This window comes from Actinobacillus succinogenes 130Z, assembly GCF_000017245.1.
Taxonomy (GTDB): Bacteria; Pseudomonadota; Gammaproteobacteria; order Enterobacterales; family Pasteurellaceae; genus Exercitatus; species Exercitatus succinogenes.
On the sequence record NC_009655.1, the window covers coordinates 1,501,504 to 1,516,150 of the forward strand.

The 14,647-nt window shown below is 42.9% G+C and carries 9 protein-coding genes; 7 read left to right on the forward strand and 2 right to left on the reverse strand.

Translation table 11 applies throughout. From position 1 onward, the window contains the following. Positions 1 to 6: 6 nt before the first annotated feature. The 6 genes from glgB (at position 7) to ASUC_RS07085 (ending at position 11,096) form a co-directional block, all read left to right on the forward strand. Positions 7 to 2,496: a 1,4-alpha-glucan branching protein GlgB gene (glgB, locus tag ASUC_RS07060; RefSeq protein WP_012073089.1), complete on the forward strand. Its 2,490-nt coding sequence runs from the start codon at positions 7 to 9 to the stop codon at positions 2,494 to 2,496. A 50-nt stretch (positions 2,497 to 2,546) separates the two neighbouring features. Further along, positions 2,547 to 4,550 (forward strand): glycogen debranching protein GlgX, encoded by a 2,004-nt coding sequence (glgX, locus tag ASUC_RS07065; RefSeq protein WP_012073090.1) that lies wholly within the window; start codon positions 2,547 to 2,549, stop codon positions 4,548 to 4,550. Between the two features lie 264 nt (positions 4,551 to 4,814). Further along, entirely contained in the window at positions 4,815 to 6,110 is a 1,296-nt protein-coding gene (glgC, locus tag ASUC_RS07070; protein ID WP_012073091.1) for a glucose-1-phosphate adenylyltransferase, read from the forward strand. Between the two features lie 56 nt (positions 6,111 to 6,166). Continuing rightward, positions 6,167 to 7,597: a glycogen synthase GlgA gene (gene glgA / locus ASUC_RS07075; protein WP_012073092.1), complete on the forward strand. Its 1,431-nt coding sequence runs from the start codon at positions 6,167 to 6,169 to the stop codon at positions 7,595 to 7,597. A gap of 81 nt (positions 7,598 to 7,678) precedes the next feature. After that, positions 7,679 to 10,138 carry a glycogen/starch/alpha-glucan phosphorylase gene (locus tag ASUC_RS07080; protein ID WP_012073093.1) on the forward strand — a complete coding sequence of 820 codons (2,460 nt, stop codon included), beginning with the start codon at positions 7,679 to 7,681 and terminating at the stop codon, positions 10,136 to 10,138. 121 nt (positions 10,139 to 10,259) lie between these two features. After that, positions 10,260 to 11,096, forward strand: coding sequence for an alpha/beta hydrolase (locus ASUC_RS07085; RefSeq protein WP_012073094.1), 837 nt, complete (start codon positions 10,260 to 10,262; stop codon positions 11,094 to 11,096). 85 nt (positions 11,097 to 11,181) lie between these two features. Here the strand turns inward: ASUC_RS07085 and ASUC_RS07090 are convergent, their stop codons facing one another. Both ASUC_RS07090 and ASUC_RS07095 read right to left on the reverse strand, forming a co-directional pair. After that, entirely contained in the window at positions 11,182 to 11,934 is a 753-nt protein-coding gene (locus ASUC_RS07090) for an esterase family protein (protein WP_012073095.1), read from the reverse strand. 50 nt (positions 11,935 to 11,984) lie between these two features. Beyond that, positions 11,985 to 13,163: an ATP-grasp domain-containing protein gene (locus ASUC_RS07095; RefSeq protein WP_012073096.1), complete on the reverse strand. Its 1,179-nt coding sequence runs from the start codon at positions 13,161 to 13,163 to the stop codon at positions 11,985 to 11,987. Positions 13,164 to 13,362: 199 nt separating this feature from the next. On the opposite strand from ASUC_RS07095, the gene glyA reads away from it, so the two are divergent. Beyond that, positions 13,363 to 14,631, forward strand: coding sequence for a serine hydroxymethyltransferase (glyA, locus tag ASUC_RS07100; protein WP_012073097.1), 1,269 nt, complete (start codon positions 13,363 to 13,365; stop codon positions 14,629 to 14,631). Positions 14,632 to 14,647: the final 16 nt, after the last annotated feature.

Below are 14,647 nucleotides of genomic sequence, written 5' to 3' on the forward strand. Positions count from 1 at the left end.
AGACTTATGACAACATTCGTAACACAAGATACCATTAACGCCTTCTTTGACGGACGTCACGCCGATCCGTTCGCCGTACTGGGCATGCATGAAACGGATAACGGGATTGAAATCCGTGCCTTATTGCCGGATGCCGGACGGGTCGTTGTGATTGATAAAGAAACACAGGATGAAGTATGCGAATTATCCCGTATTGACGAACGGGGATTTTTCGCCGGTATTATGCCGCAACGAAACAGTTTCTTTAATTATCAATTACAGGTTTCCTGGGGAAATGAGGTGCTTCGAATTGAAGATCCGTATCGTTTTCATCCGATGATTCAGGAATTGGATAATTGGTTGTTAGCGGAAGGTTCCCACCTGCGTCCTTATGAAGTATTGGGGGCGCATTTTATGGAGTGTGACCATGTATCCGGTGTGAATTTCCGTTTATGGGCACCGAATGCCAAACGGGTTTCCGTTGTGGGCGATTTCAATTACTGGGACGGTCGCCGTCACCCGATGCGTTTCCATCAGGCCAGCGGGGTATGGGAACTCTTTATTCCGAAAGTGGCATTAGGCGATTTGTATAAATTCGAACTATTGGATAACAATAACCGTTTACGGTTGAAATCGGATCCTTATGCCTTTGCGGCACAGCTCCGTCCGGATACCGCTTCTCAAATCAGCGTATTACCTGAAATTCAGGAAATGACGGCAGCACGCCGTAAAGCCAATCAACTTGATCAACCGATTTCTATTTATGAAGTTCACCTCGGTTCATGGCGTCGTAATTTAGCCAATAATTTCTGGTTAAACTATGATGAAATCGCCGATGAGTTGATTCCTTATGTGAAAGAGATGGGGTTCACCCATATTGAATTGCTGCCGATTTCCGAATTCCCGTTTGACGGTTCATGGGGGTATCAGCCTATCGGGCTATATGCGCCGACCAGTCGTTTCGGTTCGCCGGAGGGGTTTAAACGTTTTGTCGATAAAGCTCATGCGGCGGGTATTAATGTTATTCTCGACTGGGTACCGGGGCACTTTCCAAGCGACACCCACGGTTTGGCAACATTCGACGGTACGGCGTTGTACGAGCATGCGGATCCGAAAGAAGGTTATCATCAGGACTGGAATACTTTAATTTATAACTACGGACGCCATGAAGTGAAAAATTATTTGTCCGGAAATGCGCTTTATTGGGTAGAACGGTTCGGTTTGGACGGTATCCGTGTTGATGCCGTAGCGTCAATGATTTATCGTGACTACAGTCGTCGTGACGGCGAATGGATTCCTAATCAATACGGCGGACGGGAAAATCTGGAAGCCATCGAATTTCTAAAACATACTAATTATATTCTTGGTACCGAACATCCGGGCGTTATGTGTGTGGCGGAAGAATCCACCGCCTTTGCCGGTGTCACCTTACCACCGGAAAACGGAGGGTTGGGATTTAATTTCAAATGGAATATGGGATGGATGAACGATACTTTGTCTTACATGAAATTGGATCCGATTTATCGTCAATATAATCACAGCAAACTGACTTTCGGTATGCTGTATCAATACAGCGAAAACTTTGTATTACCTTTGTCTCATGACGAAGTTGTACACGGTAAATGTTCATTATTGGATAAGATGCCGGGCGACACATGGCAAAAATTTGCTAATTTGCGGGCATATTACGGTTATATGTGGGCGTATCCGGGTAAAAAATTATTGTTCATGGGAAATGAATTTGCACAAGGCCGGGAGTGGAATTATCAAGAAAGCCTGGACTGGTATCTATTGGATGAATTCCACGGCGGCGGCTGGCATAGCGGCGTACAACGCCTGGTTAAAGATTTGAATAAAACCTACCAGAAACAGAGCGCACTTTATCAACTGGATACCAAGCCGGAAGGCTTTGAATGGCTGGTAGTGGATGATGCGCAAAATTCCGTGTTTGTTTTTGAGCGTCGTAATGCCAAAGGTGAACCGCTCATCGTTGTCAGTAACTTTACTCCGGTTCCGAGAGAAAATTACCGTTTTGGTGTAAATGTAGCAGGAAGCTATGAAGAAATCTTAAATACGGATGCCGATATTTATAAAGGTTCAGGGTTGAATAACGGCGGTGTGATTGATAGTGAAGAGATTGAAAGCCACGGCAAAACGCAATCCATTTCTATTACGGTACCGCCATTAGCAACGGTTTATTTCAAATTAAAGTCCGCCCGTAAAGTTGCCTCTCCCAGAAAGGTAACAAAGAAAAAAACAACGGCGGACGGAGCCGAGGCTACTGCGAAAAATGCGTCCGCATCAAAAGCGACTAAAGTGAGTACGAAGAAAACCGTGAAATCTAGTGAAGCAAAACCGGTAAAAGCTGCAACGAAGTCATCTGTAACTAAGGTCGCAACGAAAAAATCAACGGATAAACCTACTGCAAAAGCAACGCGGACGAAAAAGGCTACTGTGACCAAAACGGCGAAAGCCTCAGCAAAAACAACCGCAAAGAAAACAAAAGATAATGCATAAAATATAAAAGGCGGGCGAGAGTTCGCCTTTTCCGCATGAGGTAACTAGAGATGGATACTCAAAAAGGTTCGCCTTATCCGCTTGGAGCAACGCTGAAAAAAGTTAAAAATCAATGGGGTGTGAATTTCGCCTTATTTTCGGCGCAGGCAAGAGCGGTAGAATTATGTTTATTTGATCGATTTGATCATGAATTACGTTTTTCCGTTTTGGAAAAGACCAATGATATTTTCCATATTTGGATTCCGGGAGTACCGGTCGGAACGAAATACGGTTACCGGATTTACGGACGCCATGATTATGTGGTGAATTTTGAGCGTACATTGAGTAATTCAAACAAATTAATGTTGGATCCTTATGCTAAGGCTGTAGTCGGCAAACCGGACTTAAGTACGATAGAAGCGCAATCATGGTTCGTGCTAAACGATGAACGGGATAATGCTAAACTCGTACCGAAGTCCGTAGTGGTAGACGGTACGTTTAAATGGGGACGGGACAATCATCCGCGTACGCCTTGGTCTAAAACGGTAATTTATGAATTACATGTAAAAGGATTCACTCAATTACAGCAAAATCTTCCGAAACGAATTCGGGGAACGTATAAGGGATTGGCGCATTCTGCGACTATTGATTATCTAAAATCTTTAGGTATTACGGCGGTGGAATTGCAGCCGATTAATTATATGCTGGACGAGCAGCATTTACAGGAAAAAGGGCTGGTGAATTATTGGGGCTATAACCCGTTGGCAATGTTTGCCGTTGAACCCCGTTATGCCGCCACGGATGATCCGCTGAATGAATTTAAAACCATGGTAAAAACACTGCATAAAGCGGGTATTGAAGTGATTTTAGATGTGGTGTTCAATCATACTGCGGAATCGGAAAAATTTCATTCTACCTTCAGTCAGCGCGGAATTGACGACAGTTATTATTACTGGCATGACGCGGAGGGCTGTTATCTGAATTGGACAGGTTGCGGCAATATGCTGAATTTGTCTTTGCCGCAAACCCGCCGTTGGGTAATAGATTGTCTAAAATACTGGGTAGAAGAATGTCATGTTGATGGATTTCGTTTTGATTTAGCACCGGCATTAGGGCGTGATTCACCTGCTTTTAATCCGAATGCGGCGCTATTTAGTGAAATTTTTGACGAACCGAGTCTGCATCAGACTAAATTTATTGCCGAACCTTGGGATATCGGCGTCGAAGGTTACCAATTAGGCAATTTTCCGCCGTTTTTCAGCGAATGGAATGACCGTTATCGTGACGAGGTCACAAGATTTTGGTTGTGGAAAAGCGGTGATGTGGGGGCTTTGGCTTCCCGTATTGCGGGATCCAGCGATATTTTCAAAAAAAGTAAACGTCTACCGCATAATTCCGTGAATTTTATCACAGCGCATGACGGATTTACTTTGCGGGATTTAGTCAGTTATAACTATAAACATAATGAAGCGAATGGCGAACACAATCGTGACGGACGAGATGTCAATTACAGTTATAATCATGGTTATGAAGGTAGAGTCGATCATTTGTTCGGCAGTGAACGAAAAACGATTGAGAACCACCGTTACTTGAGTTCCGGAGCACTATTATGTTCATTATTGTTATCTAACGGTACGCCGATGTTATTGGCCGGAGATGAAATCGGGCATAGCCAGGACGGTAATAACAACGCATATTGTCAGGACAATAAAACTACCTGGATTGACTGGTCAAAACAGGATGTCCGCTTATTGAATCTGGTGAGGGAAGTCATTGCTTTGCGTAAACATATCCGCAGCCTGCAAAGCGATGCCTGGTGGACGGATGAGAATGTGCAGTGGCTGAATGATTCGGGGCAAGCTATGGCGGCGGTCGACTGGCATAATCAGGGCAGAAAATCCCTACAGATTATGCTGGATGAAAAATGGCTGTTTTTGATAAATGGCAAAGCGGAATTACAGGTTTTTCGTCTTCCGCCGGGAAAATGGCAAGTGAGAGCGGGTAATTACTTGGAAAAAAGTCAGGGAAAACTCGTAATGAGCGACTTAGGTTTTTGCGTATTGTCCCGTCATTAAGGTTTGTTTATGAAAGGTAAACGGACCTTAATATAATTAAAAAACGATATATTTTTTGACCGCACTTTTAATGAATATTCAATTATGTGATCTATCTCATGGTTTATTTTTGAAGAATAGTTATAATATGGACATTGCAAACGATTGCTTCGTTTGATTGTGAAGATTTTAATTACGTTGCATACTAAATCGTTTCACGCATGATTGTTGTTAGTTGATTATCGTAGTGACCTGTTAAATTTCTGTACATATGGGAGAGTAAATATGAGCAAAGTAATAACAAAGTATGATCTGGTAGGAGATACCCTAGTGTTGATTTTAGCAGGCGGACGAGGTTCTCGACTTCATGAACTGACGGATAAACGGGCAAAACCCGCATTATATTTCGGCGGTAATCGTCGAATCATTGACTTTGCGTTATCTAACTGTATTAATTCCGGATTGAATAGAATCGGCGTGATAACCCAATATGCCGCGCATTCGTTATTGCGTCATTTGCAGACCGGTTGGTCATTTCTACCGCAGGAACGCGGTGAATTTGTGGATATGTTACCGGCCCGTCAGCAAATTGACGATAATACCTGGTATCGCGGTACGGCCGATTCGGTTTACCAGAATATGGCTATCATTAAAAATCACTATAAACCTAAATATATATTGATTTTAGCCGGTGACCATATTTATAAAATGGATTACTCGCAAATGATTTTGGATCACGTGAACAGCGGGGCGAAATGTACTGTAGGCTGTATCGAAGTACCGCGAGAATCTGCGAAAGAATTCGGTGTTATGGCCGTGAATGAGAATTTAAAAGTCAAAGCATTCGTAGAAAAACCGTCTGATCCGCCGGCGATGATCGGTAAACCGAATTCATCGTTAGCTTCTATGGGGATTTATGTCTTTAATGCGGAGTATTTATATGAAACATTGGAACGTACGGTGAATAGTCCGCAGACCTCACATGATTTCGGTAAAGATATTATGCCGATGGCGTTAGAGGACGAGGTTCTTTATGCGCATCCGTTCGATCGCTCTTGTATGGGACGTAATACCGAAGGTGAAATCTATTGGCGTGATGTCGGAACTTTGGACAGTTACTGGCAATCCAATATCGATTTAGTTTCAAAAGAACCGCAATTGGATATTTATGATCAAACTTGGCCGATTCGCGGTAACCCGGTACAGGCTTATCCTTCGAAATTCTTCTATGATGATCCGGCTTGCAAGCAAGTAGACAATTCGCTCATTGCCGGCGGTTGTGTCATTACTAACGCTTCTATCAGTTATTCGGTACTGTTTGACAATATCCATGTGAACGAAGGAACGCTAATCGATGAAAGCGTGATCCTGCCACAAGTTAAAGTCGGTAAAAATTGTATTTTAAAACGTTGTATCGTTGATCGCCACGTTCAAATTCCGGACGGTATGCAAATTGGTGTGGATCCTGAAGAGGACAGCAAACATTTCCGTATCAGTTCAAAAGGAATCGTATTAGTTACGGAAAAAATGTTGCAGAAAATGAAAGGCGAAACAGTTAAATCGGAAGATGATTTAGATTAAATTAATCATTGCGGTGTACTTTATGTACACCGCCTCTTTATCGGAAAGTAAAAAGTATGAAAGTATTGCATGTATGTTCTGAATTTTATCCTTTATTAAAAACCGGCGGTCTTGCCGATGTGGTGGGAGCATTGCCTGCGGCACAAAAAGCTATTGGCGATGATGCTCGGATTTTAATTCCGGCTTATCCCGCTATTTGGCGGGGCATTCCGGATACGGTAGTAGTTGCGGAATTTGATAATTTTGCAGGTCACGTAACGTTACGTTATGGGATTTATAATGGTGTAGGGGTGTATTTAATTGATGCGCCGCATTTATATGCGCGAGAAGGCAATCCGTACCATGACCAATGGTATAATGATTATGCGGACAACTATAAACGTTTCGGTTTATTAGGATGGGTTGCTTCGGAATTGGCGTTAGGATTGGATTTCTGGTGGCAGGCGGAAGTGGTGCATGCTCATGACTGGCATGCGGGCTTGGCAAGTGCCTATTTGGCGGCAAAAGGGCATCCGGCGAAATCCGTATTTACTATCCATAATTTAGCGTACCAAGGTAAATTTGCCGCCCGGCATCTAATCGAATTAGGCTTACCGGTGGATATGTTCAATGTCAACGGACTAGAATTATACGGCGAAATTTCTTATTTAAAAGCCGGATTGTTCTATTCCGATATGGTTACTACAGTCAGCCCGACTTATGCGAAAGAAATTACCACTACGGAATTCGGTTACGGCTTACAAGGATTGCTTTCGACATTAGATCAGCAGAACCGTTTAGCTGGTGTATTAAATGGTGTAGATGACAGTATTTGGCATCCTAATAACGATCCGTATATTCATCACCATTACAAATTGAAAAGCATGAGCGGCAAGGCAAAAAATAAAGCCCTATTACAGGAACGTTTTAATTTGCCGCAAAATCCGAATGTGCCGGTTTTTGTGATGATTACCCGTTTAACCGAGCAAAAAGGTGTGGACTTGTTATTGCAATGTGCTGATGAAATTGTGAATCAAGGTGGGCAGTTAATGATTCTGGGTTCCGGTGCGCCGCACTTACAGGATTGGGTAAACTGGCTTGCGTCACAACATCCCGACAACGTAGGAGTTTGGATTGGTTATGATGAACCGCTTTCCCACCTGATGGTAGCCGGCGGTGATGTGATTTTAGTGCCGAGCCGTTTCGAACCTTGCGGATTAACCCAGCTTTACGGGCTGAAGTACGGTACATTACCGCTCGTACGTAAAACCGGCGGATTAGCCGATACGGTAGTGGATAGCAGCGCTGAAAATATCAAAGCCCGTCGGGCAACAGGTTTCGTGTTTAATAATGCCGAACCGGAAGCTTTACGACACTGTATTCAGCGTGTTTTCTCGCTATGGAGCAAACAACGGACATGGTTTACGGTGCGTACTGTCGCTATGGAACAGGATTTCGGTTGGCGTGTAGCTGCCCACCGTTATCATGAATTATATAACAAAATTTGATTTTTTTTTGACCGCACCGATAAAAAAGAGTAAAGTGCGGTCGTTTTTATTTTCGTTTTAGAATTTAGAGGGAATATTTCTATGCTAGATAAAGTAACAGAGATGGTTATCTATGATAGACCGGAGCAGACGGTAGAATCGTTTAAAAAATCAGTAGTGTATAAATTGATTTTTGCTATTGGACGTTCGCCGCAAGAAGCCAGTCAACGTGATTGGCTAAACGCCTTAATGCTAACCATACGTGATTCGGTAACTGAAGGCTGGATCGATACAGCCGCTCAATTTAGAGAAAAAGACACCCGTCGGGTTTATTATCTTTCTATGGAGTTTTTACTCGGACGAATACTTTCTAATGCATTATTGTCCGAAGGTATTTATGATATCGCTAAAGACGCGTTAAAAGAGCTGGATATTAATCTGGAAGATTTATTGGAAAAAGAAGTGGATCCGGGGCTGGGAAATGGCGGTTTAGGACGTTTAGCCGCTTGTTTTATGGATTCTATTGCAACCCTGGGATTACCGGGTATGGGATACGGTATTCGATATGAATACGGAATGTTTAAACAGGATATTGAAAACGGTCAGCAAATAGAAAAACCTGACGCATGGCTGGAAAAAGGCTCGCCGTGGGAATTTGTCCGACCGTCAAAACGTCATAAAATCCGTTTCGGCGGTAGTATCTATTTCGAAGGTAAAAAATGTATTTGGAAACCCGCGGAAGAAATTACCGCACTGGCTTATGATCACATTATTCCGGGATACGAGACAGCGTCCGCCAGTACGCTTCGGTTATGGAATGCGCATGCAGCGGATGTATTCAATTTGGAAGATTTTAACAAAGGGGATTATTTTGGTGCTATTGCGGATCGTTCGTCTATTGAAAACGTTTCCCGCGTATTGTATCCGAACGATTCTACCGGGGCGGGACGGGAATTACGTTTACGCCAGGAATATTTCTTAGTTTCGGCTTCTTTACAGGATATTATTAAGCGTCATAAACGAACTCACGGTACAGTAGAAAATTTAGCCGATGAAGTGTCCATTCATTTGAATGATACTCACCCGGCACTGGCGATTCCGGATTTAATGTGTATTTTGGTGGATGAAGAAGGTTTGTCTTGGAAAAAAGCTTGGGATATGACTCGTCGTATTTTTTCCTATACTTGCCATACATTGATGTCCGAAGCATTGGAAACTTGGCCGGTAGATATGATGAGCAAAATTTTACCCCGCCATTTACAAATGATTTTTGAAATTAACGATTATTTCTTGGATTACGTAAAAACCTACGTCACTACTGATGTGGATTTTATCCGTCGTGTATCTTTAATTGAAGAAGAGGGGCAACGCAAAGTCAAAATGGGCTGGTTGTCCGTTGTCGGTTCTCATAAAGTAAACGGTGTGGCGGAAATTCACTCACGGTTAATGGTTGAATCGACTTTCTCCGATTTTGCCAAAATTTATCCGGAACGTTTTACCAATGTGACGAACGGTGTAACTCCGCGTCGCTGGATTGGCGTAGCCAATCCGCAATTAGCCGCCTTATTCGACGAATATATCGGTTTGGACTGGCGTAGAGATTTAACTCAGTTGGCAAATTTAAAAGAACATTTTATCGATCCTAAATTGAAAACCCGCTTAGCCGAAATTAAGTTTGCCAATAAACAAAAATTAGCAAAATATATTATGCGTGAACTGGATATCGAAGTGAATCCGGAAGCATTGTTTGATGTGCAAATCAAACGCATTCACGAATATAAACGCCAATTTTTGAACGTGTTGCATATTATCACCCGCTATAACCAGATTTTGGAAAATCCAGAAAAAGATTGGGTACCCCGTGTGTTTATCTTAGCTGGTAAAGCGGCATCGTCATACCATCTGGCGAAGCAAACCATTAGACTGATTAATGATGTGGCTGAAATCATCAATAATGACGAGCGAATTCGCGGCTTGCTTAAAGTAGTATTTATTCCTAATTACAGTGTGAGCTTGGCTGAATTAATCATTCCTGCCGCCGATATTTCCGAGCAAATTTCCCTTGCCGGTACGGAAGCCTCCGGTACCAGTAATATGAAATTCGCGTTGAACGGCGCTTTAACCTTAGGAACGCTGGACGGTGCGAATGTGGAAATTTTGGAAAATGTGGGCAAAGATAATATATTTATTTTTGGTAACACCGTAGAACAAGTGGAAGAGTTACGTCGTAACGGTTATCATCCGATGGATTACTATTCTAGTGATGATGATTTACGTCTTGCCGTTAACCAGATTGTATCGGGACATTTCTCACCGAAAGAGCCTACCCGTTATAATCTGGTGGGAGCGTCGTCACAGGCGCAGGATTATTATCAGTCATTGGCCGATTTCCGCAGCTATGTGGATGCTCATGCATTAGTGGATGAAAAATATAAAGATCAGGATGCCTGGGTAATGAGTTCTATGCACAATATCGCCAATATGGGCTTTTTCTCCTCGGATCGTACTATTCAGGAATATGCAGAAAGAATCTGGCGTATAAAGCCTCTTGATGTCGATTAATCCGGTTTTATTAATAAAAAAAAGTGTGGTCAAAAGATTGTTAAAATTGACCGCACTTTTATTTTTGGCTATTCTCGGCACGTAGTTTAGTTATTTTAGTTTTATGAAAGGCAAAAGCAGTATGCGCCACAATCCCGATTATTTTTATTTAAAGATGGAAGAACATTTTCTTCATGTTCCTTATTTCAATCGTCAACGCCGAATTCGGGTACTGTTACCGAAAAATTACCATCATGAACCGAATTGTTCTTATCCTGTACTGTACATGCACGACGGACAAAATGTGTTTTACAGCAAAGAGTCTTATTCCGGTTATTCATGGAAAGTTATTCCGACGCTTAAATACCATAAAGAATTTCCGAAACTCATCGTGGTGGGTATTGATAATGCGGAAGCGGCACGTTTAGACGAATATTCGCCATGGCAAACGGACGTAGGTAATACCCCGGAAGCCCGCGCTGCCGGCGGTATGGGTTATGAATACGGTGAATGGGTAGTGAACGAAGTGAAACCTTTTATCGATCGCCATTATCGCACTAAATCCGATCGTTCGAATACCCTATTGGCGGGTAGTTCCATGGGCGGTATTATTACTGCTTATATGGGCGCAGCTTATCCGCAGGTATTTGGCCATTTGGGCGTATTTTCACTGGCTTCATGGTTTAACGAGCCGGCATTTTTAGATTTTACCCACCGCCATTCCATTGATTCGAACAGCCGTGTATTTATTCAGGTAGGAACCAACGAAGGGGATGAAGCGGATTCGCAGTTTATTTCCAATATGAATCAGGCTTATATTGATTGCTCGTTGCGTTATTATCAATCATTGTTGCGCACAGGTCATCCGTTAGACAATATTCGTTTAAAAATTATGGCAAACGAAATTCACCATGAGAAATACTGGGCGGATCATTTTGCAGAATTTTTAGCGTTTTCACTGGTGGGATATGACAGATGAGGATTCAAAAGTGCGGTCAAAAAATTGATATTTTTTAGCTCGATTTACTGATTAAAAGGCGCATGATTGAACTGCGCCTTTTAAATTAGATGATACCCTGTTCTTCCAGTTTGCTCAGGAAGAAAGGCATTTGTACTCGCCACCAAGGCCAATCATGATCCACATCATTTCCCCAGAAATCAAACCATGCAGAAATTCCTTTGGCGTCGAACGCTTCTTTTAAACGGGCGGTATCGGAAATGTGATCCGCTTCCCAAGCACCTTGTCCCACGGCGATAATATAGTGGTTTTGGCGATAACGCTCTAAGAACCAGTTATCATTTTGTCCCCACAGGCTGTCAATCGGCGAATTAAAATATACCGCTTGATCACCGCCGAATTCACCGGTGAAAAAACGGGCGTCGTATACACCGCTTAATGCAATGACCGTATCAAATAAATCAGGATGACGTAGTCCGAAATTTACGGAATGGAATGCCCCCATGCTGCATCCGGTAGCAATCATAGTGCCGTTCCATTGGGATTCATGACGAATTAGCGGCACCAGTTCATGTACGATATAACGATCATAAGCGTTATGAGCTAACGCCATATCATGTCCGGATTTCCATGTAGCAAGCCAAGACTCTTTATCATAAGAGTCCGGGGTATAAAATTTGATTAGCCCGCGATCAATAAAACTGCGACAAGCTTCAATCATGCCGAAATTGGCATATTCGTTCTGATTACCGCCGGAAGAGGAAAATACCACAACCGGTTTTCCTGCATGGCCATATACATTGAAGTACATTTCACGACCTAATTCACCGCTCCAATGGCTTCTTCTTTCAAAATGCATAGTTTTTCCTTTTACAGGCGGGCTGTCTCCCGCCTTATTAATTAATCTTGTTATTGTTTGTCTTGCGCAAACCGCACGATTTCGCGTAATTGCTCCATGGTTTCGGTCCGAGCCAAAATACCGTGTTCTCCCATGACCTTGGCAAAAACTCCCGGTACGGTTTGTACGCTGATGATATTACCGCTGAATTTTCGGCAGACATCATCGATGGAATTTACGTAATTTTGATTAGCTTTACGTGAGATATACACCACATTCCACGGATGGGTGATATTTGCATAGAATTTGTTTTCGGTGACAATATGGGCATATTCAAGGAATACGTCGAAATCATTGGCGTAGTTCCACATATCAATAGTTAAACCGCCCGGCGGACGACAGTTGATTTCAAGCGGTAACAATTCTCCGTTTTTTTTCACCCGGAAAAATTCGAAATGGAAGAAACGTTCGCGTACTTTAAAGGCTTTCACGCATTTTTTACCTAATTCTACCAGTTTGGGCGAAATTTCCCGGGGAACGTAATAAAACATGTCGCCGTCTTTTTCGACGGTGTCTAATACCGCTTCGGAATATTCAAGACTGGAATAGAAAACGATGTTGCCGTCATGATCCACCAATCCATCGAAAGTGACAATGTCACCATCGATAAATTCTTCCATAATATATTCCACATTCGGATTTTTATAGCCAAAAAAATCTTCCAATTCCACCGCACTTTTGATTTTATAAGTGTCGCTTGCACCGACCCCGGAATTCGGTTTGATGATAACCGGAAATTTCAGACTTTTCGCCAGTTTACGCGCATCATCGTCATCGCCGAATACGCGACCTTGAGCCACCTTCAAACCGCTTTTACGGAAAACTTCTTTCATTTGCGCCTTGGTTTTAATGGCAAGCATGTCGTCATTTTTATAACCGAACACGTTAAAATCGGTGCGTAATTTAGCATCCAGTTCTAACCAGTATTCGTTATGGGATTCGATACGGTGGATACGTCCGTATTTATGAGCGAAATAGCCGACGGCGCGATAAACCTGATCATAATCTTCCATGTTATCTACTCGATAGTATTCCGTTAATGAAGCTTTTAATGTGTCGCTAAGTTGAGCATAAGGGGTGTCGGCAATGCCTAATGTATTAATCCCGCATTCTTTCATTCGAACGGCAAACGTTTCGAAGTTGGACGGAAAGTGGGGAGAAATCATCACAAAATTGAGAGGTTGGGCCATAGACTGGTTCTCCGATTAGTAAAAAAATTGTTGGTGATTTGATTCTAAGCGAAAATCGGTCTTTTTTAAACGATTTTCTGGCTAAAAAGCGCCTAATTAGGTAATTAAAATTTTTTAATGCGTTTTTTGCAGTAAATAGGTTAGAATAAGCAACGCAAACGATTTACATCCGTCTCTTTTATTCAGAAGGAATATACACATGTTAGAAAAGAAAACCATTGCGGAATTAGACCCGGTTTTATGGGACGCCATGCAAAATGAAGTACGTCGCCAGGAAGAACATATTGAGTTAATCGCGTCGGAAAATTACGTCACGCCGGCAGTTATGCAAGCGCAAGGTTCCCAGTTAACCAATAAATATGCCGAAGGCTATCCGGGTAAACGTTACTACGGTGGTTGCGAATATGTGGATATCGTGGAACAGTTGGCTATTGATCGCGCAAAAGAGTTATTCGGTGCGGAATATGCCAATGTTCAACCGCATTCGGGGTCGCAAGCGAATGCTGCCGTATATGGGGCATTGTTAAGTGCGGGCGATACGATTTTAGGGATGGATTTGGCCCACGGCGGTCACTTGACCCATGGTGCGAAAGTGAGTTTTTCCGGTAAAATTTATAATTCCGTCCTTTACGGTATTACTGCTGACGGCGTGATTGACTATGCCGACGTACGTACAAAAGCCTTAGAAAGCAAACCGAAAATGATTGTTGCCGGTTTCTCCGCCTATTCCCAAGTAATCGATTGGGCTAAAATGCGCGAAATTGCCGATGAAGTGGATGCCTACCTGTTCGTGGATATGGCGCACGTTGCCGGTTTAATTGCCGCAGGTTTATATCCGAATCCGTTACCGCATGCTCATGTTGTCACGACTACAACTCACAAAACTTTAGCCGGTCCTCGCGGCGGTTTAATTTTATCCGCCTGCGGCGATGAAGATATCTATAAAAAATTAAACAGTTCCGTATTTCCGGCAAACCAGGGCGGTCCGTTAATGCATGTGATTGCGGCGAAAGCGGTATGCTTCAAAGAGGCATTGGAACCTTCATTTAAAGTATATCAGGCTCAGGTTCTGAAAAATGCCAAAGCGATGGTGGAAGTTTTCAAACAACGCGGTTTTGACGTGGTTTCCAACGGCACGGAAAATCATTTGTTCCTTGTAAGCTTCATTAAACAAGGTTTAACCGGTAAACAGGCTGATGCCGCATTAGGCGCGGCGAATATTACGGTGAATAAAAATTCCGTCCCGAACGATCCGCAAAAACCGTTTGTCACTTCCGGTATCCGGGTGGGGTCGCCTTCAATTACCCGTCGCGGTTTCAGCGAAACCGATGCGGCAACTTTAGCCGGCTGGATGTGTGATGTATTGGAAAGTATCGGCAAAGACAATCACGAACAAGTGATTGCCGAGACTAAAACCAAAGTGTTAGACATCTGCAAACGCTTACCGGTTTACGGTATTGGACGTTAATTTTTTATACGGCGAC

What these genes read in the sequence shown, in the direction of transcription:
- glgB (WP_012073089.1), top strand. Translation starts at nt 7, where the DNA reads ATGACAACATTCGTAACACAAGATACCATTAACGCCTTCTTTGACGGA.
- glgX (WP_012073090.1), top strand. Translation starts at nt 2,547, where the DNA reads ATGGATACTCAAAAAGGTTCGCCTTATCCGCTTGGAGCAACGCTGAAA.
- glgC (WP_012073091.1), top strand. Translation starts at nt 4,815, where the DNA reads ATGAGCAAAGTAATAACAAAGTATGATCTGGTAGGAGATACCCTAGTG.
- glgA (WP_012073092.1), top strand. Translation starts at nt 6,167, where the DNA reads ATGAAAGTATTGCATGTATGTTCTGAATTTTATCCTTTATTAAAAACC.
- ASUC_RS07080 (WP_012073093.1), top strand. Translation starts at nt 7,679, where the DNA reads ATGCTAGATAAAGTAACAGAGATGGTTATCTATGATAGACCGGAGCAG.
- ASUC_RS07085 (WP_012073094.1), top strand. Translation starts at nt 10,260, where the DNA reads ATGCGCCACAATCCCGATTATTTTTATTTAAAGATGGAAGAACATTTT.
- ASUC_RS07090 (WP_012073095.1), bottom strand. Translation starts at nt 11,934, where the DNA reads ATGCATTTTGAAAGAAGAAGCCATTGGAGCGGTGAATTAGGTCGTGAA.
- ASUC_RS07095 (WP_012073096.1), bottom strand. Translation starts at nt 13,163, where the DNA reads ATGGCCCAACCTCTCAATTTTGTGATGATTTCTCCCCACTTTCCGTCC.
- glyA (WP_012073097.1), top strand. Translation starts at nt 13,363, where the DNA reads ATGTTAGAAAAGAAAACCATTGCGGAATTAGACCCGGTTTTATGGGAC.